22 protein-coding genes and 1 pseudogene are annotated in these 22,729 nt (G+C 40.6%); 6 read left to right on the top strand and 17 right to left on the bottom strand.

What is annotated here, in order from left to right; all coding sequences use genetic code 11:
• The 5 genes and pseudogenes from HT711_RS11265 to HT711_RS06255 form a co-directional block, all read left to right on the top strand.
• Window positions 1-416: pseudogene (locus tag HT711_RS11265) on the top strand (hypothetical protein); the annotation flags it as partial.
• A 210-nt stretch (window positions 417-626) separates the two neighbouring features.
• Window positions 627-1,574, top strand: a complete 948-nt coding sequence (locus HT711_RS06240; RefSeq protein ID WP_173234821.1) for an Rpn family recombination-promoting nuclease/putative transposase — start codon at window positions 627-629, stop codon at window positions 1,572-1,574.
• Window positions 1,575-1,784: 210 nt separating this feature from the next.
• A complete protein-coding gene (locus HT711_RS06245; RefSeq protein ID WP_173234823.1) occupies window positions 1,785-2,687 on the top strand; it encodes an Rpn family recombination-promoting nuclease/putative transposase in 903 nt (300 codons plus the stop codon).
• Between the two features lie 221 nt (window positions 2,688-2,908).
• Window positions 2,909-4,627 carry a phospho-sugar mutase gene (locus tag HT711_RS06250; RefSeq protein WP_173234270.1) on the top strand — a complete coding sequence of 573 codons (1,719 nt, stop codon included), beginning with the start codon at window positions 2,909-2,911 and terminating at the stop codon, window positions 4,625-4,627.
• A gap of 111 nt (window positions 4,628-4,738) precedes the next feature.
• Window positions 4,739-5,086 carry a thioredoxin gene (locus HT711_RS06255; protein WP_173234268.1) on the top strand — a complete coding sequence of 116 codons (348 nt, stop codon included), beginning with the start codon at window positions 4,739-4,741 and terminating at the stop codon, window positions 5,084-5,086.
• Window positions 5,087-5,361: 275 nt separating this feature from the next.
• Here HT711_RS06255 and HT711_RS06260 read toward each other — a convergent pair whose 3' ends face one another.
• From HT711_RS06260 to HT711_RS06285, 6 genes are all read right to left on the bottom strand, one after another.
• A complete protein-coding gene (locus HT711_RS06260; RefSeq protein ID WP_164226888.1) occupies window positions 5,362-6,201 on the bottom strand; it encodes an amino acid ABC transporter substrate-binding protein in 840 nt (279 codons plus the stop codon).
• 9 nt (window positions 6,202-6,210) lie between these two features.
• Window positions 6,211-6,840, bottom strand: coding sequence for an amino acid ABC transporter ATP-binding protein (locus HT711_RS06265; RefSeq protein ID WP_173234266.1), 630 nt, complete (start codon window positions 6,838-6,840; stop codon window positions 6,211-6,213).
• Between the two features lie 9 nt (window positions 6,841-6,849).
• Window positions 6,850-7,491, bottom strand: coding sequence for an amino acid ABC transporter permease (locus HT711_RS06270; RefSeq protein WP_031222863.1), 642 nt, complete (start codon window positions 7,489-7,491; stop codon window positions 6,850-6,852).
• 145 nt (window positions 7,492-7,636) lie between these two features.
• Window positions 7,637-8,866 (bottom strand): tetratricopeptide repeat protein, encoded by a 1,230-nt coding sequence (locus tag HT711_RS06275; protein WP_173234264.1) that lies wholly within the window; start codon window positions 8,864-8,866, stop codon window positions 7,637-7,639.
• Window positions 8,856-10,022 (bottom strand): AI-2E family transporter, encoded by a 1,167-nt coding sequence (locus tag HT711_RS06280; RefSeq protein WP_119920095.1) that lies wholly within the window; start codon window positions 10,020-10,022, stop codon window positions 8,856-8,858. Before HT711_RS06280 ends, HT711_RS06275 begins: the two co-directional genes overlap by 11 nt.
• A 223-nt stretch (window positions 10,023-10,245) precedes the next feature.
• A complete protein-coding gene (locus HT711_RS06285; protein WP_173234262.1) occupies window positions 10,246-12,222 on the bottom strand; it encodes a peptide ABC transporter substrate-binding protein in 1,977 nt (658 codons plus the stop codon).
• Window positions 12,223-12,415: 193 nt separating this feature from the next.
• Here HT711_RS06285 and HT711_RS06290 point away from each other — a divergent pair, with 193 nt between their 5' ends.
• Window positions 12,416-13,429, top strand: coding sequence for a lactonase family protein (locus tag HT711_RS06290; RefSeq protein WP_173234260.1), 1,014 nt, complete (start codon window positions 12,416-12,418; stop codon window positions 13,427-13,429).
• 45 nt (window positions 13,430-13,474) lie between these two features.
• Here the strand turns inward: HT711_RS06290 and HT711_RS06295 are convergent, their stop codons facing one another.
• The 11 genes from HT711_RS06295 to greA form a co-directional block, all read right to left on the bottom strand.
• Window positions 13,475-13,894 (bottom strand): F0F1 ATP synthase subunit epsilon, encoded by a 420-nt coding sequence (locus HT711_RS06295; RefSeq protein ID WP_000068041.1) that lies wholly within the window; start codon window positions 13,892-13,894, stop codon window positions 13,475-13,477.
• A 10-nt stretch (window positions 13,895-13,904) separates the two neighbouring features.
• Window positions 13,905-15,311, bottom strand: a complete 1,407-nt coding sequence (atpD, locus tag HT711_RS06300; protein ID WP_000094360.1) for a F0F1 ATP synthase subunit beta — start codon at window positions 15,309-15,311, stop codon at window positions 13,905-13,907.
• Between the two features lie 85 nt (window positions 15,312-15,396).
• Entirely contained in the window at window positions 15,397-16,275 is an 879-nt protein-coding gene (locus HT711_RS06305; RefSeq protein ID WP_000301222.1) for a F0F1 ATP synthase subunit gamma, read from the bottom strand.
• Window positions 16,276-16,290: 15 nt separating this feature from the next.
• Window positions 16,291-17,796 carry a F0F1 ATP synthase subunit alpha gene (gene atpA, locus HT711_RS06310; RefSeq protein WP_023941010.1) on the bottom strand — a complete coding sequence of 502 codons (1,506 nt, stop codon included), beginning with the start codon at window positions 17,794-17,796 and terminating at the stop codon, window positions 16,291-16,293.
• A gap of 14 nt (window positions 17,797-17,810) precedes the next feature.
• Window positions 17,811-18,347, bottom strand: a complete 537-nt coding sequence (locus HT711_RS06315) for a F0F1 ATP synthase subunit delta (protein WP_023941011.1) — start codon at window positions 18,345-18,347, stop codon at window positions 17,811-17,813.
• Window positions 18,347-18,841 (bottom strand): F0F1 ATP synthase subunit B, encoded by a 495-nt coding sequence (atpF, locus tag HT711_RS06320; protein ID WP_023941012.1) that lies wholly within the window; start codon window positions 18,839-18,841, stop codon window positions 18,347-18,349. Before atpF ends, HT711_RS06315 begins: the two co-directional genes overlap by 1 nt.
• 13 nt (window positions 18,842-18,854) lie before the next feature.
• Window positions 18,855-19,571 carry a F0F1 ATP synthase subunit A gene (gene atpB / locus HT711_RS06325; RefSeq protein WP_000392851.1) on the bottom strand — a complete coding sequence of 239 codons (717 nt, stop codon included), beginning with the start codon at window positions 19,569-19,571 and terminating at the stop codon, window positions 18,855-18,857.
• A gap of 34 nt (window positions 19,572-19,605) precedes the next feature.
• Entirely contained in the window at window positions 19,606-19,806 is a 201-nt protein-coding gene (locus HT711_RS06330) for a F0F1 ATP synthase subunit C (protein WP_001054562.1), read from the bottom strand.
• A 441-nt stretch (window positions 19,807-20,247) separates the two neighbouring features.
• Window positions 20,248-20,658: a GNAT family N-acetyltransferase gene (locus HT711_RS06335; RefSeq protein WP_173249872.1), complete on the bottom strand. Its 411-nt coding sequence runs from the start codon at window positions 20,656-20,658 to the stop codon at window positions 20,248-20,250.
• Window positions 20,659-20,757: 99 nt separating this feature from the next.
• Entirely contained in the window at window positions 20,758-22,122 is a 1,365-nt protein-coding gene (locus tag HT711_RS06340) for an amino acid permease (RefSeq protein ID WP_173249873.1), read from the bottom strand.
• A gap of 74 nt (window positions 22,123-22,196) precedes the next feature.
• Window positions 22,197-22,679 (bottom strand): transcription elongation factor GreA, encoded by a 483-nt coding sequence (greA, locus tag HT711_RS06345; protein WP_000818760.1) that lies wholly within the window; start codon window positions 22,677-22,679, stop codon window positions 22,197-22,199.
• Between the last annotated feature and the right edge of the window lie 50 nt (window positions 22,680-22,729).

Consider the following 22,729-nt stretch of genomic DNA (forward strand, 5'->3'; position numbering starts at 1 on the left):
ACCATCTGGTCAAGATGGCATTCTTGGAATTAAAAAAATACAGAGAAACCAGCAAAGACGAGGTTCGCAAGCCGTGGTTGGAGTTTTTCGGGAACAAACCCTTTACCCAAGAACCCGAGCGAGCCATCAGCCAAGCAGACCAACTGCTGGACTATAAAAGCTGGTCCGAGGAGGACAGGAAAATGTTTAGTCAACTACGTATGCGCGAAGAACAAGCCTTGTTAGCGCAGGACTATGCCTTGGAACAAGCTGAAGAAAAGGGTTTGGAGCGGGGACTAGAGCGTGGGCGAGCTGAAGGCGGTTTCGCAATGTTAGCAAATCTCGTTCACCAGCATCTTTTAACACCTGAGATTGCCAGCCAGCAGTTAGGCATGACTGTGGCTGAGTTTGAGGCACTGTTGAAAGAACATAAGTGAGAAATCTGTAAGCGTTATGCAATCTTAAAACAACCTAAAAAAGATAGCTAAATTTCTTGATGGAAAGAGTTTGGCTATCTTTTTTTACTTAATGTATTGCTATTTTCAGGAAAGTTTGAACTTTTCCCTTTCTTTTCCGAATAAATAGATAGAAGCATAGAATCTAGCAAATTAGATTAAAAAATGTGCTATAATGAAAGGAGAAAGAATATGACCTTACGTCATCCGGGCATTAGCCCAACTAATGACTTGGTTGCTAAAAAGATTTTTAGTAATCCAGAAATCACTTGTCAATTTATTCGCGATATGCTGGATTTACCAGCCAAAAATGTGACCATTTTGGAGGGAAGTAACATTCATGTCTTGCCTTCCCTGCCCTACTCGGCGCAGGATTTCTATACCAGTATAGATGTGTTAGCGGAGTTGGACAATGGCACTCAAGTTATCATTGAGATTCAGGTGCATCATCAGAATTTTTTCATCAATCGCCTGTGGGCTTACCTGTGCAGTCAGGTCAATCAAAACCTTGAAAAAATTCGCCAACGAGAAGGTGATACACACCAGAGCTATAAACACATCGCACCAGTATACGCTATCGCAATTGTGGACAGCAACTACTTCTCAGATGACTTAGCTTTTCATAGCTTTAGCATGCGCGAGGACACGACAGGTGAAGTCTTAACCATCACAAATAACGGTCAAGAAAACCATCTGGTTAAGATGGCTTTCTTAGAACTTAAAAAATACAGAGAAACCAGCAAAGACGAGGTTCGCAAGCCGTGGTTGGAGTTTTTCGGCAACAAGCCCTTTACCCAACAACCAGAGCGAGCCATCAGCCAGGCAGACCAACTGCTGGACTATAAGAGCTGGTCCGAGGAGGACAGGAAGATGTTTAGTCAACTACGTATGCGTGAAGAACAAGCCTTGTTAGCACAGGACTATGCTTTGGAACAAGCTGAGGAAAAGGGCTTGGAGCGTGGTCGCGCAGAGGGGATTGAACAGGGCATCGAAAAAGGTTTAGAACAAGGACTTGAACGTGGAAAACTTTTTGCCTTCCTAGATATGGTCCGCCAAGGTCTTCTGACTTCTGAGGTAGCCAGCCAGCAATTAGGCATGACTGTGGCTGAGTTTGAGGCACTGCTGGAAGAACATAAGTGAGAAATCTGTAAGCGTTATGCAATCTTAAAACAACCTAAAAAAGATAGCTAAATTTCTTGATGGAAAGAGTTTGGCTATCTTTTTTTACTTAATGTATTGCTATTTTCAGGAAAGTTTGAACTTTTCACTCTCTTTTACGAATAAATAGATAGAAGCATCAAATCTAGCAAATTAGATTAAAAAATGTGCTATAATGAAAGGAGAAGAAATATGACTGTACGTCATCCGGGCATTAGCCCAACTAATGATTTGGTTGCTAAGAAAATTTTCAGCAATCCAGAAATCACTTGTCAATTTATCCGCGATATGCTGGACTTGCCAGCAAAAAATGTAACCATTTTGGAAGGAAGCAATATTCACGTCTTGCCTTCCATGCCGTACTCGGCCCAAGATTTCTATACCAGTATAGATGTTTTAGCTGAACTAGACAATGGCACTCAAGTTATCATCGAAATTCAGGTGCATCATCAGAATTTTTTCATCAATCGCCTGTGGGCTTACCTTTGCAGTCAGGTCAATCAAAACCTAGAAAAAATTCGTCAACGAGAAGGTGATACTCATCAGAGCTATAAACACATCGCACCAGTATATGCTATCGCAATTGTGGACAGCAATTACTTTTCAGATGATTTGGCCTTCCATAGTTTTAGCATGCGAGAGGACACGACAGGTGAAGTCTTAACCATCACAAGTAACGGTCAAGAAAACCATCTTGTTAAGATGGCGTTCTTAGAACTTAAAAAATACAGAGAAACCAGCAAAGATAGCGTTCGCAAGCCGTGGTTGGAGTTTTTCGGGAATAAACCCTTTACCCAGCAACCTGAGCGAGCCATCAGTCAAGCAGACCAACTGCTGGACTATAAGAGCTGGTCCGAGGAGGACAGGAAAATGTTTAGTCAACTACGTATGCGAGAAGAACAAGCCTTGTTAGCACAGGACTATGCTTTGGAGCAAGCTGAGGAGAAAGGGTTGGAGAGAGGGCGTGCAGAAGGCGGTTTCGCTATGTTAGCAAATCTAGTTCGCCAACATGTATTAAGCACTGAATTTGCCAGCCAACAGCTGGGTATGTCAGTATCTGAGTTTGAAGCCTTGCTGGAAGATTATCACCAATAAAAGATACTGGGTAAAAGTCTTCTCATAATAAAANNTTTTATTATGAGAAGACTTACTTTTTTTACTGAGATTGAATTTTCCCTAGCCTCAACATCATATAAACCCCAAATTCAATCCGACCTGGTTTGAAAAGATTTTCGAAGCAGATAAGGTTTTACTAAAACTAAAAAAAATGATATAATCAAACTGATTAAATGTTTTAAAAATAAAGGAGAATTTTAATGTCTTACCAAGAAAATTACCAGAAATGGGTTGATTTTGCGGAGCTTCCTGACTATCTTCGTCAAGATTTGGAAAATATGGACGAAAAAACAAAGGAAGATGCCTTCTATACAAATCTTGAATTTGGTACTGCAGGTATGCGTGGTTTGATTGGTGCTGGTACAAACCGCATCAACATCTACGTTGTTCGCCAAGCTACTGAAGGATTGGCTCGTTTGATTGAGTCAAAAGGTGGAAACGAAAAAGAACGCGGTGTCGCAATTGCCTACGATAGCCGTCACTTCTCACCTGAGTTTGCCTTTGAATCTGCAGCAGTTCTTGCTAAACACGGTATCAAATCTTATGTATTTGAAAGCCTTCGTCCAACTCCAGAACTATCATTTGCAGTTCGTCACCTCAACTGTTTCGCAGGTATTATGGTCACAGCCAGCCACAACCCTGCTCCATTTAACGGTTACAAGGTTTACGGTGAAGACGGTGGACAAATGCCTCCACACGACGCAGACGCTTTGACTACTTATATCCGCGCAATCGAAAACCCATTTGCGGTAGAAGTTGCTGATGTGGAAGCTGAAAAAGCTTCTGGCTTGATCGAAGTTATCGGTGAAGCTGTTGACGTAGAATACCTTAAAGAGGTTAAGGACGTAAACATCAACCCAGCCTTGATTGAAGAATTCGGTAAAGACATGAAGATTGTCTACACACCACTTCATGGTACTGGTGAAATGTTGGCTCGTCGTGCTCTTGCCCAAGCAGGATTTGACTCAGTTCAAGTCGTTGAAGCGCAAGCAACTGCTGATCCAGACTTCTCAACTGTAAAATCTCCAAACCCAGAAAGCCAAGCAGCCTTTGCCCTTGCTGAAGAACTTGGTCGTCAAGTTGGTGCAGATGTTCTTGTGGCAACTGACCCTGATGCTGACCGTGTTGGTGTTGAAGTTCTTCAAAAAGATGGTAGCTACCTTAACCTATCAGGTAACCAAATCGGTGCTATCATGGCTAAATACATCTTGGAAGCCCACAAAAATGCTGGAACTCTTCCTGAAAATGCAGCCCTTTGCAAATCTATCGTATCAACTGACTTGGTAACGAAGATTGCTGAAAGCTACGGCGCAACCATGTTCAACGTTTTGACAGGTTTCAAATTTATCGCTGAAAAAATCCAAGAATTCGAAGAAAAACACAACCACACTTACATGATGGGATTTGAAGAAAGCTTCGGTTACTTGATTAAACCATTCGTACGTGATAAAGACGCTATCCAAGCTGTTCTTGTCGTTGCTGAACTTGCTGCCTACTACCGTTCACGTGGTTTAACCCTTGCTGACGGTATCGAAGAAATCTATAAAGAGTATGGCTACTACGCAGAAAAAACTATCTCTGTTACCCTTTCAGGTGTTGATGGTGCTGAACAAATCAAAGCAATTATGGCTAAATTCCGCAACAATGCTCCAAAAGAATGGAACGCAACAGCTATCACTGTCGTAGAAGACTTCAAGGCACAAACTGCTACTGCTGCTGACGGTACTGTTACAAACTTGACAACTCCTCCAAGTGATGTGTTAAAATACACACTTGCTGACGGTTCATGGATTGCCGTTCGCCCTTCAGGGACAGAACCAAAAATCAAGTTCTACATTGCAGTTGTAGGGGAAACAAACGAAGAATCACAAGCTAAGATTACTAATATCGAAGCAGAAATCAATGCTTTTGTAAAATAAAGTCCTATAAAAGATGAGACCAAACAATCTCATCTTTTTTTCGTATCAAATCTAAGCAATTTTAGAAACTTTATGGCATACTAGACTTATCAATGAAAGCGAGGTAATCTCATGGAACAATTTTTAGATAATATCAAAGACCTTGAAGTCACTACAGTTGCGCGTGCGCAAGAAGCTCTTGATAAGAAAGAAACTGCAACCTTCTTCATCGGTCGTAAAACTTGCCCTTACTGCCGTAAATTTGCAGGTACATTGTCAGGTGTCGTAGCTGAAACCAAAGCTCACATTTACTTCATCAACAGTGAAGAACCAAGCCAACTCAATGAGTTGCAAGAATTCCGCTCACGCTATGGAATTCCAACTGTACCAGGCTTCGTTCACATTGCAGATGGACAAATCAATGTCCGTTGCGACTCTTCAATGTCAGCACAAGAAATCAAAGATTTCGCAGGATTGTAAAAAATCAGCTAACAAGTCTTAAAATCACAAAAACGCATAATATAAGGTGCCAGAAACCCTTGATATTATGCGTTTTATTGTTCCTAAAACAGTTGCATCAGCATTTCATTACAGAACATTTTAATTTTGGAAGTCAAATCAATTTTTAACAATGGTTTAAAATCACAGTGGGCTATTTATTCAATTATGCAGATTCAATCGCTATTATCGTTTTCCTAGATTATAAAAAAACTACGTTTTGCTAATCAAAACGCAGTCTCAGCCACTATTTTATATTACTGTCCTTCTTTTACTTCTTTGGTTGCTACATCTTCTCCAAACCATTTTTGGCTGATTTCTTGGAACTTTCCTTCTTGGTATAGTTCGATTAAGGCCTGGTTTAATGCTGTTAATAATCTTTTATCAGCTGGTCTAACTCCGACCGCAAAAGATTCACTTTCAAATCCTGCTGAAAAAACATTATAGTCATTTAATATCCCTTCAGACTGAAGATAATAATTGGCATACACTCGGTCAATTAACAGAGCATCAATCCGGTCATTTTTCAAATCAATCAAGGCCTCATTAAAACTCTGGTACTGATTAGCCTTCTGGTCTTTGACACGATTTTTCAGTAAATCTGGCTGGGCTTCGAAGTCTAAATAACCAGAGGAACCAGCTTGGGCACCCAAGATCTTATCCTTCATATCCTCTACTGAATGAATTTGCTGGCTTTTCTTCGCAACCAGAACTTGCTGATTTTCCATATATGGAATGCTAAAGGCAACCTTCTCTCGGCGTTCATCAGTGGCAGAATAGCCATTCCAGATGGCATCTATAGTTCCATTTTGCAGTTCCGTCTCCTTCATATCCCAGTCAATTGGCTGAAATTGCACCTTAAAACCTAATTTTTCAGAAACTGCTTGTGCTAAGTCAATATCAAAGCCCGTATATTGGCCATTCTTTTCTTCAAAACCCATGGGTACAAAGGTATTGTCAAAACCAATGGTTATACTGCCTTGCTCTTGATACTTATCCCAGTTATCTTGCTTTGGATCACTAGCCTTCTGAGTACAAGCTGTTAAAAAGAGAGTCAGGAGAGAAAACAATACTAAAACAATTTTCTTATTAGTCATCGACACCTCCTACTTAGGCTCAACCTTGAGAATCTGATCTGCGATATTTTCCGCGAACTGCAAATCGTGGGTTACCACAATCTGGGTCATCCCAAGTTCCCTATTTTGCAAGATTAGTTTTTCCACTTCCAAGCGTAATTCTGGATCCAGGGCAGAAGTTGGTTCATCGTAGCCAATGATTTCTGGGTCAATCATCATAGCACGCGCCAAGGCCACCCGCTGCTTTTGCCCACCAGATAATGAAAATGGATAGGCATCTGCGTGTCCTCCTAGTCCTAATTGTTCCAAGAGACCACGCGCCTTCTTCTCAGCCTCTTCCTGCTTCATCCCCATGGTCTTCACAGGCGATAAAGTCAAATTGTCCAGAACTGATAAATGAGGGAACAGTTGAAAATCTTGGAATACAAATCCCAGTAGGTTTCGCTTCTGTAATTCATCCAACTCTAAAGGTTGTCCATTATAAAAGATTTGCCCTGAATCAATGGTTTCAAGACCTGCAAGCATACGTAAGAGGGTCGTCTTACCGCCACCAGAAGGTCCAACGATAGCCAGGATTTGCTTTTCAGGAATACTTAGACTGAAATCAGACAGGATTTGTTTGTCTCCAAATTTCTTATTGATATTTCGTAATTCTAACATGGCAACCTCCTATCTATAATAACTGTACTTCTTCTCAACTTTTTTGGAAATAATTGTCACAATCCCAATTAAAATCAAGTAAATGGCACCTGCCAAGAACATAGGAACCAGACTAGCATCGCGGTTAGCAGCTGTTCGACTAGCCAAGATAAGATCTGAAATTCCTAGAGCATAGACCAGAGAAGTATCCTTTACCAAACTCATAACCTCATTAAAGACACTAGGAAGAACAATCTTGGTCACCTGAGGCAAGATAATATAGCGTACTGTGGCAAAGGGACTAAACTTCAAGACCTTGGCAGCCTCATACTGTCCTCTTGGAATAGTGTCAATTCCTCCACGGAAAATTTCTGCAAAGTAAGCTGCATAGTTGAGAACAAAGGCAATAATGGCAGCAGGAAGGCGGTCTAAACGAATCCCAATACTTGGAAGCACATAATAAATAAAAATCAGTTGCAAGAGTAAGGGGGTGCCACGCATAACCCAGATGTAAATGTTAATCAGATAATGGAGGGGCTTCCAATGGACTTGCAAGGCAAAGGCAATCAAAACGCCCAAAGGAATCGAAAATAGCAAGACCAGTGCAAAGACCTGTACAGTCGTACTCGCACCATTCAGTAAACTCGGTAATATCTCAAATAAATAAGACATACTGCACCTCCTAAAAGTAATTGTTCCTATTATAGCATGAATAAACAAAATAACCAACCATTTTTGCAAAAAAATTCTATCATATACAAATAAAAACCGTAGCTATCAAAAGAGATAAACTACAGTTCTATATGTTTAAACATTCTTACAATCTCTCAAATAGTTCTTGCATTTGCACATCATCTGGAACCAGTTTTAAGTAAGCTTGTGCATTGACTTTTGCTTCCTCAAAGTAGCCCAATTCACGCAAGAGGTAGATATAGTGTTCCAGAAACTCTGGATTGTCCTTCAAATCTCCTGACAACTCTTGGTAATGCTCATAGGCAGTATCCAAATCGTCTATTTCTTGATAGGAACGAGCAATCATCCACTTGGTCAAGAGATTTTCTGGCTCCTCACTTTGCAAGTCTAGAATATCCTCATAACGCTCCTGCTCCAGATAAATAGTTGCTAGACGGAGTAAGATTTCTTCCGTATCCTCAGCATCTTCTTTAGCAGTAAGGAGGTAGTTCTCTGCTCCACTAGCATCATGCAATTCATAAGAAAATTGTGAAGTAGCCAGCAAGAGGCGAGTTTCAAAGGGATTTTTCTCTAAGCCTTGCTTAGCGATACGCAGGGCTTCTTGAACTTGGTGTTCCTTATGTAAGGCCTGGCTATAACCATATTCATAGCCTTCAAAGTCAGGAGAAATGGTATCGATCTGCTTAAAGTAGAGGACGGCCTTTTGGTACTCTTCTTGATCAAAATAAAGACTGGCCAACTCAAAAGCTGTTAGGTCATCGTATTCTAACTCCAAGGCTTTTTCTAAAAACTCTATAGCCGCTTCAAATTTCCCCAACTGTGCATAGGCAAAGCCAATTCGTTGATAGGTGGAAATGCCTGTTTGCTCATAAATCGAGCGATTATCTAACTGAGCATAGCCTTGAATAGCCTCTTGGTAATTTTCCAACTCACTATCCAACTCTGCCAAGCCCAGTATCAAGAGAGGATCCTCTGAGTAGGTCAAGGCTTCCAATAATTTCTCACGCGCCACATCTGTCAAACCCTCCATCTGGTAAAGATCTGCCTTAAGAAGCAAAGCCGACACATACCAGTCACTGTCAGCTTGGATTTCCTCAAGATAAGCAAAGGCTTCCTCTATTTGACCATCCTCGCTAGCAATTGCAGCTAGATTAAGATGAAGCTCTGGGAAATCCTCTACAATTTTCAGGTAAATCTCCTTTGCCTGAGGATAAAAACCAATCCCTTCAAGATAAGTTGCCAACTCATACAGAAGGTCACTTGAATCATTTTCTAAAGCTTCGGCGAAATAGTGCTCTGCCTTGGCTAAATCTTGCTCTTCCAAAGCCTGTAACATCTGTTGACTATTGTTCACTTTTGACTTCCTCTCCCTCTACTTCATATAGACCACTGACTACCTTATACCATTCGAAAATGGCTGAAATGACAACCTTAGCAGAGGCATAAACCGGAATACCAAGTAAAACTCCCCAGATACCAAACATAGATCCTGAAGTTAACAAAACAAAGAGAACATTAATGGGATGGATATTTAATTGACTTCCCAAAATCAATGGAGAGACAAAACGGCCTTCAATAGTTTGTTCTACGATAAAGACAATCACTACTTTCAAAAGCATGACTGGTCCAGCAATCAAGCCCAGAACTAAGGCAGGAAGCATAGCTAGGAAACTACCAAGATAAGGAACCAGATTTAAAATACCAGCAGTAACACCAAGCGTAACCGCATAGCGTAGACCGATAATCTTGAAGAAGATCATAAACATTACCGCAACAATAATAGCCACTGTCACTTGCCCTCGAACATAGTTGGACAACTGTTGATTCACGTCTGACAAAACTTGTCCAACAGGTTCTTTCAATTTTCTTGGCATGAATTGGGTCAAATAGTTACGCAAGCCTTTCCCATCACGCAAGAGATAAAAGAGCATGAAAGGAACGATAATCAAGGCAACAATCACTTGAGATGCCCCGCTAATAAAGGCACTCACCCAGTTGACTGCCTGAGATGAAACCTTACTTGCCCAAACTGTAGCCTGACTAGAGAAGTTTGTCAAAACCTGCTCTAACTGAGGTCTGAAATCATCTGGCAGATGCTGGGCTACCAATCCATTAACAACCCTATCTATATCTTCTAAGTAAACAGGAACGTTTCTTGCAAAGGTCAAAACCTGGCGTTGCAGATTTGGAATGGCGACTGCCAAGCCCCAAATAATAAAGAGAGCAATGATGACAAAGACAATAGTGATAGCTATAACGCGATTGACTTTGTGTTTTTCCATCCAATCAACAATGGGATTCAATAAATAATATAACAAACCAGACAGAATGACTGGTAACATCACAACTGCTAAAAAGTCTAAAACAGGTGAAAATAGAAAACTAATCTTACTTAAAATAAAAAGATTCAGTCCCAATAATAAGGTTACTAAAAATACCGTAATGGCCTTGTTATCTAAAAACCACTTAAAAAACCAAGATAGGCTAAAATGTTTCTCTTTTTGCTCCATAAATACTTCCTTTCTATCGTCCTCTCATTATACCATTTTTGAAGTAAAATAACTCTTTTTTTAAGTGCTTATACTCTTCGAAAATCAAATTCAAACCACGTCAGCTTCGCCTTGCCGTACTCAAGTACAGCCTGCGGCTAGCTTCCTAGTTTGCTCTTTGATTTTCATTGAGTATTACATGGAGACAGCGACATAAAAAATCTCCTCAAAAGAGGAGATTCGATTAGTCTTGAATATGACGGTCTAAGTTCTTCTGATAATCAGCATTTGATTTGGCTTTTTCCTCAGCAAATTTCTTGCGGAAGTCATCCATTTCTTTAGACGTTACAATCTTGTCTTGTAATTTTTGGTACTTGTAGCTGTGTTCACTTGTCTTATCACCTACCCAACCATCTGCACCGCTACCTGGAACTTTCTTCGTTATTAGCATTTGGGCACCATCTGAGTATACAGGAATAACCAAGGCACTATCTGTTAACCAAGCTTGTGCTTTAGCATATTTAGAATAACGTTTTTGCAGATCTGTTTTCTCACCACTAGCATCCGTAATTAACTCTTTAAACTTATCTAAACCAACAGCTTTGATGGCCGGATTATCTGTACCTGGTGCTACACCAAGTGCTCCTAGAAGAGTTGGGCCAGATGTTGGATCAAATACATCTAAATAGGTTGATGGATCTGCATAATCAGGACTCCAACCACTATTTACATTGATATCCCAATCAGTATTGTTAGTCGATGTTGCAAATACTGTCATATTTCCCAATTCATCATCAGAAACTTGTTGAATGTCAATCACTATATTTTCAGAGCCTAAGGCTTCCTCAATGTATTGTTTATAAGATTGGGCTTGACGAATAAAATCTGTCTGAGTAGAGGAAACTGGAAGGTCTAAATGAACGGGGAACTGTACTCCATCGGCTTGAAGTGTTTTCTTGGCAACTTCAAATTTAGCTTTAGCCTTGTCTACATTATGAAGTGAATCTTGTGCATCATCAAGACTGACATCTTTCCATACATCATCTAACTTATCCAATTCTGCCTTAGCTACTTGCCCAAATGACTGCTCTCCAACTTGGACAAATGTTGGAGGGGTAAAACTTGTACGTAATTTACGAGGTGCCACTTCGTCCCCAAATACTTGAGATACTGCAGCCGTACGATCTGCAGCGAAAGCCAAGGATTGACGGAAATCTTTATTCAACAAAGCCTTTTTAGTGGATGATTTTTCCGCATCACTTGTTTTAGCAGTATGGTTATAAGCTACACGATCAATATTAGTAGACATATAGAATACGCCACCTCTTTGTTGACCATATACAATATTATCCTTGTACTTTTCTTTTAGACGTTCATAATTGGCAGAATTTTTAAAGAGAGGTGCCGCTGGATAATGTCCTTCATCAAAGCCACGTCCAAGAGAATCGGCATCCTGACCATCAAAGAAAGACAATTTAATATCATCAATAAAGACATTTTGCTTATCCCAATAGTTTTGATTTTTGGTCATCTCAATGGAAGATTTAGATGTCAATCCTTTTAGGAGATAGGCACCATTATAAAGAATGCTTGTTACATCAGTCGCCTTCCCAAAGTCATCTCCTTTAGAAGCCAAAAAGTCCTCGCTAATTGGGGCAAGAACGCCCATTGTTGTCTTGGAATTCCAGAAAGATTCTGGATGGTTCAAAGTGTAAACAACCGTATAATCATCTGTCGCTTTTACACCAACAGTAGAGAAATCTGTTGTTTTTCCATTGACATAATCGTCCAAACCTTGAACTGAGTCTTGAACCAGATAAAGAGCCTGTGATTTCTTATCAGCTGCGTGCTTCAGACCAGTTACAAAGTCCTGAGCTTTGACTTCACCATACTCTTCGCCTTCATTGGTATACCATTTGACACCCTGACGGATTTTATAGGTATAGGTCAAACCATCTTTTGAAACAGTCCAATCTTCTGCAACTGATGGAATCAGATTCCCATATTGGTCATTTTCAAGTAGACCGTCAATAACATTACCTGTAATCTGTTTAGTGCTGACATTCCCAGAAACTGTATAATCCAGAGTCGTAGGGTCTGTAGAGAAGACATAGGTATAGGTAACAGGTTTAGTAGCATCTTTACCACCTGTTGAACACGCTGCTAGCATAGCCGCCGAGAGTATAGCTACACCAGCTGCTAGAAAAACTCGTTTTTTCATAGTAAGGACTCCTTTAAACATTTTATGAGTTCATTATAGCACTTTTAAGAAGAAAAGTAAGGAAAACAATCTCTTATTATATTTTTCAAAAAACTAATCAATTATTTTTTTAAAGGGCTTACATCTAATTGGATGTCTTTAATTGGCTTGTTTTTGTGATATAATAGTCTTATCTTTATATAGAGGTAACGTTATGAAAGAAACTGTTTATTTTGGAACTTATACACGTCGTACTTCCCAAGGAATTTACAAGGCTGACTTTGATACAGAAACTGGTCAGCTTTCAAACCTAGAACTTTTTGCTACTGAGCCAAGTCCGACCTACCTTGCCTTTGACCAGCACCAACACCTATACACTGTTGGTAGTCAAGATAACAAGGGGGGCATTGCAGCCTATCAAACTGACGGGACTTTATTAAATCACGTCGTTGAAAAAGGAGCTCCCCACTGTTATGTTGCTGTTGATGAAAAGCGTGATTTGGTTTACGCAGCCAACTATCACAAGGGACAAGTCCTTGTTTATAAACGTCAGGAAGATGGTAGTCTTCTACTTAGTGATATGGATCAACACAGTGGCCAAGGTCCACATGAAAATCAAGCTTCCCCCCATGTTCACTTTACAGATTTAACACCTGACCACTATCTAGTGACCTGCGACTTGGGAACGGACCAAGTCATCACCTATGACCTTGATCAAGAAGGGAAATTATCTAAACTCTATACCTACCACAGCCAGCCAGGAGCAGGTTCACGTCACATTATTTTCCATAACCACTATAAAATCGCTTATCTGATTTGTGAACTCAATAGTACTATCGAGGTTTTAATCTACGATGGCGTTGGCGAATTTGAACGCATGCAGGTGATTTCAACTTTACCAGAAGCTTACGAAGGCTTTAATGGAACTGCTGCTATTCGTCTCTCAAAAGATGGTAAATATCTCTACGCTTCTAACCGTGGCCATGATTCTATCGCAGTATATACCATCCTTGCGGACGGTAGCTTAGAATTGCTAGAAATCGTTCCAACACATGGTCAGACTCCGCGGGATTTTGATTTGACACCTGACCAAAAATTTCTCATTGCTGTCCACCAAGACTCTGACAATGCAACTGTCTTTAAACGTAATTGTGACAATGGTCGTCTAGCAGAACTCTCCAACGACTTCCATGTTCCAGAAGCAGTCTGCATCCGTTTTGCTCCTTAAAACACCATAAAAAATGAACTTGGTATTTTCAAGTTCATTTTTTTCTTATAGTCTATTTCCGACATTTATACGGTTAATGGCACGTTGCAGTGCAATCTTCGCACGACGTTCTTGGTCAATCAAGTGTTTGTCTTGTGCTTCTTCAATTGCACGTTCTGCACGAAGTTTGGCACGTTCTGCACGACTGATATCGATATCACGAGCACGTTCTGCAGAGTCAGCGACGATTGTAATCATATCATTGGCAATTTCAATAACACCGCCGTTTACTGCAATCCAGTTCACGTGATCTTCGTCATCAATACGTTTTACCTTTACTTCATCAACTGCTAAAACCGCAATCATATTTTCATGTCGTGGCAAGATCCCCATCTCACCATCCAGAGTTCGAACCGATACATAGCTGGCATGGTGATCATAGACGAGACCATCTGGTGTCACGATCTGGACAGTTAACTGAGCCATAGATCACCTCTTAAAATCCCATTTTTTCAGCTTTTGCAATCACATCTTCGATAGAACCTACACCACGGAAGGCATCTTCTGGCAAGTGGTCGTATTTACCATCAAGGATTTCCTTAAAGCCACGTACAGTTTCAGCAACTGGAACATAAGAACCTGGCTGACCAGTAAATTGTTCTGCAACGTTGAAGTTTTGTGACAAGAAGAACTGGATACGACGGGCACGTGCAACCAAGGTCTTTTCTTCATCAGAAAGCTCATCCATACCAAGGATAGCAATGATATCTTGCAATTCATGGTAACGTTGAAGGACACGCTTTACTTCAGCAGCAACTGCATAGTGCTCTTCTCCAACGATTTCAGGTGCCAAGGCACGTGAGCTTGAAGCAAGTGGGTCAACGGCTGGGTAGATACCCAATTGTACCAACTTACGTTCCAAGTTTGTTGTAGAATCCAAGTGAGCGAAGGCTGTTGCTGGCGCTGGGTCAGTATAGTCATCCGCTGGCACATAGATAGCCTGGATAGAGGTTACAGAACCCTTCTTGGTTGATGTAATACGCTCTTGCAATTGACCCATTTCCGTAGCAAGTGTTGGTTGGTAACCAACGGCTGATGGCATACGACCCAAAAGGGCAGATACTTCAGAACCAGCCTGAGTGAAACGGAAGATATTATCGATAAAGAGAAGCACGTCTTGGCCTTCTACATCACGGAAGTATTCAGCGATTGTCAAGCCAGTAAGGGCAACACGCATACGTGCTCCTGGTGGCTCATTCATCTGACCAAATACCATGGCTGTTTTCTCGATAACGCCTGATTCTTTCATTTCCCAGTAAAGGTCGTTCCCCTCACGAGTACGTTCCCCAACACCAGTAAATACTGAAATACCACCGTGTTCTTGGGCAATGTTGTGAATCAATTCTTGGATTAAGACGGTTTTACCAACTCCGGCACCACCGAAAAGTCCAACCTTACCACCTTTTAGGTAAGGGGCAAGAAGGTCGATAACCTTGATCCCTGTTTCAAGGATTTCAGAAGAGGTAGACAACTCATCAAAAGTTGGAGCTTTTTTATGAATTGGCTGACGCTCTGCATCTTCTGTAAAAGGAGCTTCCAAGTCAATGGTATCTCCCAAAACATTGAAGACACGTCCCAAAGTTTCTTTACCTACTGGTACAGAGATTGGACGACCTGTGTCCAATACTTCCATTCCACGAGTCAACCCATCTGTTGATTCCATGGCGATAGTACGGACCATACCATCTCCCAACTCCAAGGCTACTTCAAGGACGATTTTTGTTTTTCTTTCGTCATTTTTGTAGACGACAAGTGCATTGTTAATCTCAGGAAGTTTTTCCCCTGCTGCAAACAAGACGTCTACAACGGGACCGATAACCTGAGCAATTTTACCTGAACTCATCTCCTTCTCCTATTCTATATAAGATACTGTCGGTTCCTAGCTCAACTAGGTCCTAAGTTCATTTTCATACGAGCTGGACTAAAGCCTATTCTAAGGCACTAGCTCCTGCTACGATTTCTGTAATTTCTTGTGTAATCGCCGCCTGTCTGGCACGGTTATACTGAATTGTCAAATCATTGATGACTTTCTTAGCATTATCTGTCGCTGTTTGCATGGCTGTCATACCAGCAGCATTTTCAGCTGTCTTGGCATCGATAATAGCCCCGTAAATCATACTTTCTGCAAACTGAGGCAACAACTGCTCCAAAATTTCTTCTCGGCTGGTTTCCAATTCAAAAGTCAAGCTGTAGTCTTCATCCGCTTCATTTGGATCCAAGTCAACAATCGGAAGCATTTGTTCCACACGCATTTGACTGGTTAGCGTATTGACATGGTGGTTGTAGCAAACATAGAGTTCATCAAAGAGTTCATTTTGGTACATTTCAACAGTTTTTGAAATAATCTTACGAACTTGATCAAAGCTAGGCTGATCCGCCAAGCCACGTAATTCATAAAGTGGTTGAATACCACGAGCCTTAAAGAAATCAGCTCCCATTCCACCGATACAGATCATTTCAAAACCTGTACCGTCTGGGTGGTATTCTTCTTTCAACTCCATAACGGCTTTCAGAATAGAAGAATTATACCCTCCAACCAAACCGCGATCTGAAGTAATGACGATATAGCCTGTCTTCTTCACAGGACGGCTAATCAGCATGGGATTGGTTGAGCCACCAGCTCCATTACCATGAAGAATATCTGTCAAAAGTTTGCGAACTTTCTGAGCGTAAACTTGGAAGTTGCGAGCAGCTTCTTCAGAGCGACCTAGCTTAGCAGCTGATACCATTTGCATGGCATTAGTGATTTGACTCGTATTTTTTGTTGAGGCGATTTTTGTTTTAATATCATTTAGAGATACTGCCATCTGACACCTCTATTCTTATTGGAAGCTAGATTGATTGAGAAACTCTGTAATCGCAGCATCCAAGACTGCTTCTTCTGGCAAGTCTTTTGTATCACGAATGGTTTCCAAAATATCTGGATGTTGAGCGTCAAAGAAGGCATGGAACTCTTCCTCGAAACGAACAATATCATCTACTGGAACAGTATCCAAGAAACCATGTGTCAAAGCATAGAGAATGGTTACTTGTTTCTCAACAGGTAAGGGTTTGTGAACAGGTTGTTTCAAGACCTCAACGGTACGACGTCCACGGTTCAACTTAGCCTGTGTTGCTGCGTCCAAGTCAGAACCAAACTTAGTGAAAGCTTCCAACTCACGGTATGAAGCAAGGTCGATACGAAGTGTACCAGCAACCTTCTTCATGGCTTTGATTTGTGCAGAACCACCTACACGCGATACAGATGAACCCGCATCGATGGCTGGACGAATACCCGCATTGAAGAGACCATCACCAAGGAAGATTTGTCCATCAGTGATAGAAATCACGTTGGTTGCGATATAGGCAGAGATATCTCCTGCTTGTGTCTCGATAAATGGTAGAGCTGTAATTGATCCACCACCAAGTTCATCAGAAACTTTAGCTGAGCGCTCAAGCAAACGGCTGTGAAGGTAGAAGACATCTCCTGGGAAAGCTTCACGACCTGGAGGACGACGAAGCAAGAGTGACAGTTCACGATAAGCTACCGCTTGTTTTGATAGATCATCGTATACAATCAAAACATGCTTGCCTTGGTACATAAATTCTTCCGCCATGGCAACCCCAGTATAAGGAGCTAGGAAGAGCAATGGAGATGGTTGTGAAGCAGAGGCTGTCACAACGATTGTGTAGTCCAAGGCACCGTACTGACGAAGTGTTTCTACTTGCGTACGAACTGTTGATTCTTTTTGTCCAATTGCGACATAGATACAGATCATATCTTGATCTTTTTGGTTCAAGATTGTATCAATCGCAATGGTTGTTTTCCCTGTCTGACGGTCACCGATAATCAACTCACGTTGACCACGACCAATCGGTACAAGGGCGTCAATAGCTTTCAAACCAGTTTGCAATGGTTCTGAGACTGACTTACGTTGCATGACACCAGGAGCTGGCGCTTCTACTGGACGAGTTTTATCAGTGTGGATTTCTCCCAGACCGTCAACCGGACGACCAAGCGGATCCACAACACGACCAATCAGACTTTCACCTACTGGGACTTCCATGATTTTACCTGTACGGCGGATTGTATCGCCTTCACGAATATCTGTAAAGTCACCTAGGATGATAATACCAACGTCTGTTGACTCCAAGTTTTGAGCCATACCATAAGAGCCGTTTTCAAAGATCAACAACTCTCCACTCATGGCATTGTCAAGGCCATGAGCACGCGCGATACCGTCCCCGATATAGGTTACAACACCTGTTTCAGTCACATCAAAATTGGGTTTGAAATTTTCAATTTGTTGCTTAATTAAAGCGCTGATTTCTTGTGCGTTAATTGCCAAAAGAACACCACTTTCTATTTCAAATTTTCTTTAACAACTTTAAGTTGTTGTTTAATACTCACATCAATTGTCTTGTGATTGGCAAAAATAACAAAACCACCAATGAGACTTTCATCGATTTGTTCTTTTACACTCCTTACTTTCAGAGACATTTTCTTCTCAATCAAAGGGAGCAAACGACTCTTTTGTTCATCAGTTAGAGGATGAGCAGCAGTAATCGTCACTTCAAATCGATTTGTTTCTTTTTCAAGTCGGTCCAAGCAATCTACAAGCACATCATAAAAAAGATTTGCTCTGTGATTGTAGACCAGAACCTGGATAAAGTTTTGTAATAAAGGTGACACAGAGTCTTGGAAAAAAGCAATCGTTTTTTTCTTGTCAGACTCATCTACTGTCACTTTTTTTAAAAAAGAAGGTAAACCTGTTTCTTCAGCAACTTGCTTGATTTGAGTCAAGTCTGAAAAGATACGGGCTTCTTCTCCTTTTTCAAGTACCAATTGGACAAAAGGCATGCTGTATTTTTCAATTACCTTTACTGTTTTCTTGTCCATTAAGCTTCTCCTAGCTGATCGATATACTGATCAATGAGTTCTTTATGGGCATGACCGTCAAGGTTTTGTGAGATGATTTTACCAGCTAGGCTGATGGTCAAATCTGCTACCTCACCCTTAACGCTTTGTAAAGCTTCAGCTTTGTTTTGAGCAATTTCTTGGTTTGCTTTTTCTTTTAAGCGTCCTGCTTCTAGTTTAGCATCTGCTAAGATATTAGCCTTACTTTGCTCAGCTGTTTCCTTTGCATTTTCAATGATTGTCTTAGCTTCTTTACGGCTACCAGCCAATTCATCTTCGCGTTTTTGAGCCAATACTTCTGCTTTTTGACGGGCTTCTTCAGCTCTGTCAATATCTGAAGCAATTTTTTCAGCTCTTTCTTCGAAAATGCCTGTAATATTAGACCATGCAAATTTTTTAATCAAGACTAGCAAAAGAATAAAAGAGCCAGTGATTAAAATAAAATTACCAATCAATTCACCTACTGTTACGTGCATCAGTTACTCCTTTCTATTCCTCTTCAATATTAATCTTATTCCCTAAATACACAGATGTCAAAAGAGTAAAGACATAAGCTTGGATGCAGGAAATAAAGACAGAAAATGCAGTCCAAGCCAAATTAGCTCCAAAGGCTACTGGATACCAATAAATAGCTTGGTGGGAAAGAAGAAGTAACAAACTCGTCATGACCTCTCCTGCAAAGATATTCCCAAAAATCCGCAAAGCCAAAGATAAGAAGTTTGTAAATTCTTCCAAGATATTCATCGGTATGACAAAAACAGGACTCATAAAAGATTTTATACTTTTTTTAAATCCACGACGACGAACGCTTTCTATATGTGTCAACAAAATGACAAGAAAAGATAAGGTTAAGTCATACTGTAAATTAGCGGTTGGCGAACTCCACCAGTTAGTCCCATCGATCGTTTGAAGCTTTGTCATTAAGCCAAGGTTATTGGCAATCACCATGAAAAGAAATAAACAAAGGAAAAAGAGTGAGTAATCTTTCATGTAGCGCGAACCAATGTTAGGTTCTGTAAATCCAATAACAAAGTCATAGACATACTCAAGTACATTTTGCTTTCCTTTGGGTTTCAAGGTCATATTGCGGCTTGCCCAATAAATAAAGACAAAAATAACTCCCACAATCAACAAGGTCATGGCTAACATAGTCAGATTGAAGATAACAGGACCAATAGAGATGATTGGATTAATACTTTCTTCCATCTAAAATCCTCCCTTTTCTTCTCGTTCCATGTATTTATTTGATAATAAATGAGAAGACAAGAGTTACAAAGAAAGTTCCTTCAATAAAGGCAACACCTAAAAACATCAAACTACGAAACTCAGAAAGCATATCTGGTTGGCGTGCTACTGATTTAAACAGTCCATTCATCAATAAACCTTCACCGACAGATACGCCCATACAGGCAATACATAAGCCTAAAAATGTTAAATTCATAACGAATTCTCCTTTAAAATAAAATTTACTTACTTAGTGTAGTCCTAAAATTTCGATTTGTCAACTTTTTTTGCACATTGGAAGCGTTTAATGAAAATTACTTCCATTTTCTTTCGTATTTCACTCTATTCTGAAAAGCTTGTGTATATTTACTGAAGCTAGCAAGTCTTACCTGTAAATTTAATGAAAGCAACACAAAATCCGAGAGGGGAATCTCGGATTAAGGTCAATTTAAAAAGATAGAGAGTGTTAAGTTTAAATATAGGATTTCAAAATATCGACGGCATCGCTTCTTTTCTTAACTTGCTAGGATTTCACATCTAATGTCCCAGCTACGATTGTATTGTCCTCAATATCGTCTAGAAAGATACAATTTATAGGTTATAACCGCTACTTAACTTATGTGCGAGTCTCTCTTTGCCTTATACCTTCATATTCACCTTACAAATCCTTTTGGTAATAATATCTTTGCCCAATGTAGGGATAGTCTTGTAACCTAAAGACTTCCTTGTAGCCATGCCTTTTATAAAAATCTGGAGCCTGAAACTGGTAAGTATTGACAAAAGCAAAACGACAGTTACGATTCTTAGCTTCAGTTTCTGCTTGCTGCAATAGTCTTGAACCGATTCCTTGCCCTCTCAATTCCTCTTTTACAAATAAATACTCGATTTCTAGCCAATTTCCAAAAGTCTCTGCTATCAAACCTGCCAGGAGATTGCCCTTTTCATCTTCTACATAAAGATTAAGTGGCTCACTTTCAGCTTCTTCTCTTTTTGAACGATTATAAGCACGAATCAAATTCCCAATTTCTTGTGCTTTCTGAGACTCCTTGTTTTCCAATCTAAAGTACATCTAAACCTCCTCAAACACTGTTACAGCTTGATTATAGTCCTATTTCAATAGACTGTCAAACTAGAAAAACTCACCAACCTAAGTTGATGAGTCTTTAATCTATTTTCTAAATTTCCACTGGCTGTAAATCCCAAAACCGATAATCCAGATAGCTGAGCCGATTGCTCCTACAAATGTAGACTCTTGTAAAAAGAGGGTTACAAAGACAAAGGCAAAGAAGAGCATGGTTAAAGGATTTAGGAAACGATAATGGGGCATGAGATAGCCATCCGCCATAAAGTCTGGTGACTTGCGATACTTAAGGTGAGCCACCATAATCAAGATATAAATGGCAATATAGACACCTGATGATGAAGCCGTAATCAAGGCAAAAGCATCCGAAACTCCTGGCAAGACGTTGATAAAGGCTGCTAGGGCAATCAAGATTGCTGAAGCGATGATGGCATTTTGTGGCACATTATGGCGAGAAAGAGTATCTGCCTTAATAGCCTTTAGGAAGCGATTTGGCGAATCATGAGCAATCTGATACAAATGGCGCCCTGTTGAATAAAGGGTTGAGTTAAGAGCAGATGCTGCTGATGTCAAAACGACAAAGTTAATCAAGGCTGCCGCCCACTTGACTCCTGCCAATTCAAATACTGTAACAAAAGGAGAATCAGCAGAGGCAAGCTCACGCCATGGAATGATAGCCATGATAGCTAAGAGGGCACCACCGTAGAAAAAGGCGATACGCAAAGGAATTTCCTTAACGGCTTTTGGCAAGACCTGACGTGGATTTTTGGTTTCAGAAGTTGTGACCCCGATAAACTCAATCATGAGGTAGGCAAAGAAAACCATCTGGAAGGCCATGACAAAGTTAACTCCACCATTTGGAAAGAGAGAGAAATTGTCGGCAATATTGGCTAAACTTGCTACTCCATGGGGTGTCTTAAAGCCTGTCAAGACCATAAAGACTCCTGTCGCAATCATGGCTAAAATAGCCACAATCTTGACCATAGCAAACCAAAACTCAACTTCCCCAAAGAGCTTCACCGCAATCAGATTGACTAAAGCTAGAATGGTCAAAAATCCAATCTCAATCATCCAACTTGGCCAGCTAGGGAACCAAAACTGAACGTAGTGAGATATGGCTGTAATTTCCGCCATACCGATAAAGACAACAGATAGCCAGTAGGACCAAACTGAGAAATAGCCCCAGCCCTTACCCAAATGGCGCGTGATAAAGTTGATAAAGGTATGTTGCTCAGGATCCTGATAGAGCATTTCCCCAACTGCACGCATCATGAGGAACATGAAAGCCCCAGTAATCATATAAATCAGTACAATGGAAGGACCTGTTAAGCTGATAGAGCGACCTGCTCCCAAAAAGAGTCCTGTTCCGATTGTTCCCGCAATGGCCATAACCTGCACGTGACGATTGGTCAGACCACGCTCCATCTTATTTTTTTTCTTCTTTGAACTCATATCGTCTCCAATTCAATTTAAAATGGAAAAAGGAGTGAGTGAAGCGCATAGCCTCCCCACTCCTTTTTCTGTTTTTAGGCTGTTTTTTCAACCTTCAAGATTTTTACATCATAGCTACCAACAGGTGTTTCAATGGTTGCTGTGTCACCTGTTTTCTTACCAATCAAGGCTTGTCCAATTGGGCTTTCATTTGAAACCTTACCTGCAAAGGCATCCGCACCCGCTGAACCTACGATAATATAAACTTCTTCTTCGTCCTCACCAATTTCTTGGATAGTGACTGTTTTACCAATCGCTACTTCGTCCTGGGCAACTGCGTCGCTATTGACGATTTCAGCATAGCGGATTTTTGTTTCCAAGCTAGAGATTTGTCCTTCAACAAAGGCTTGTTCATCCTTAGCTGCTTCGTACTCACTGTTTTCTGAAAGGTCACCGTATGAACGGGCAATCTTAATGCGTTCTACCACTTCTGGACGGCGGACCAATTTCAATTCTTCTAATTCTTTTTCAAGTTTTTCCTTTTCCTCAAGGGTCATAGGATATGTTTTTTCTGCCATTTTTCTCAACTTTCTTCTGATGATATTTTCGAAAGAAAATTATGTGAAGT

This window comes from Streptococcus sp. 1032 (assembly GCF_013277015.1).
GTDB lineage: Bacteria > Bacillota > Bacilli > Lactobacillales > Streptococcaceae > Streptococcus.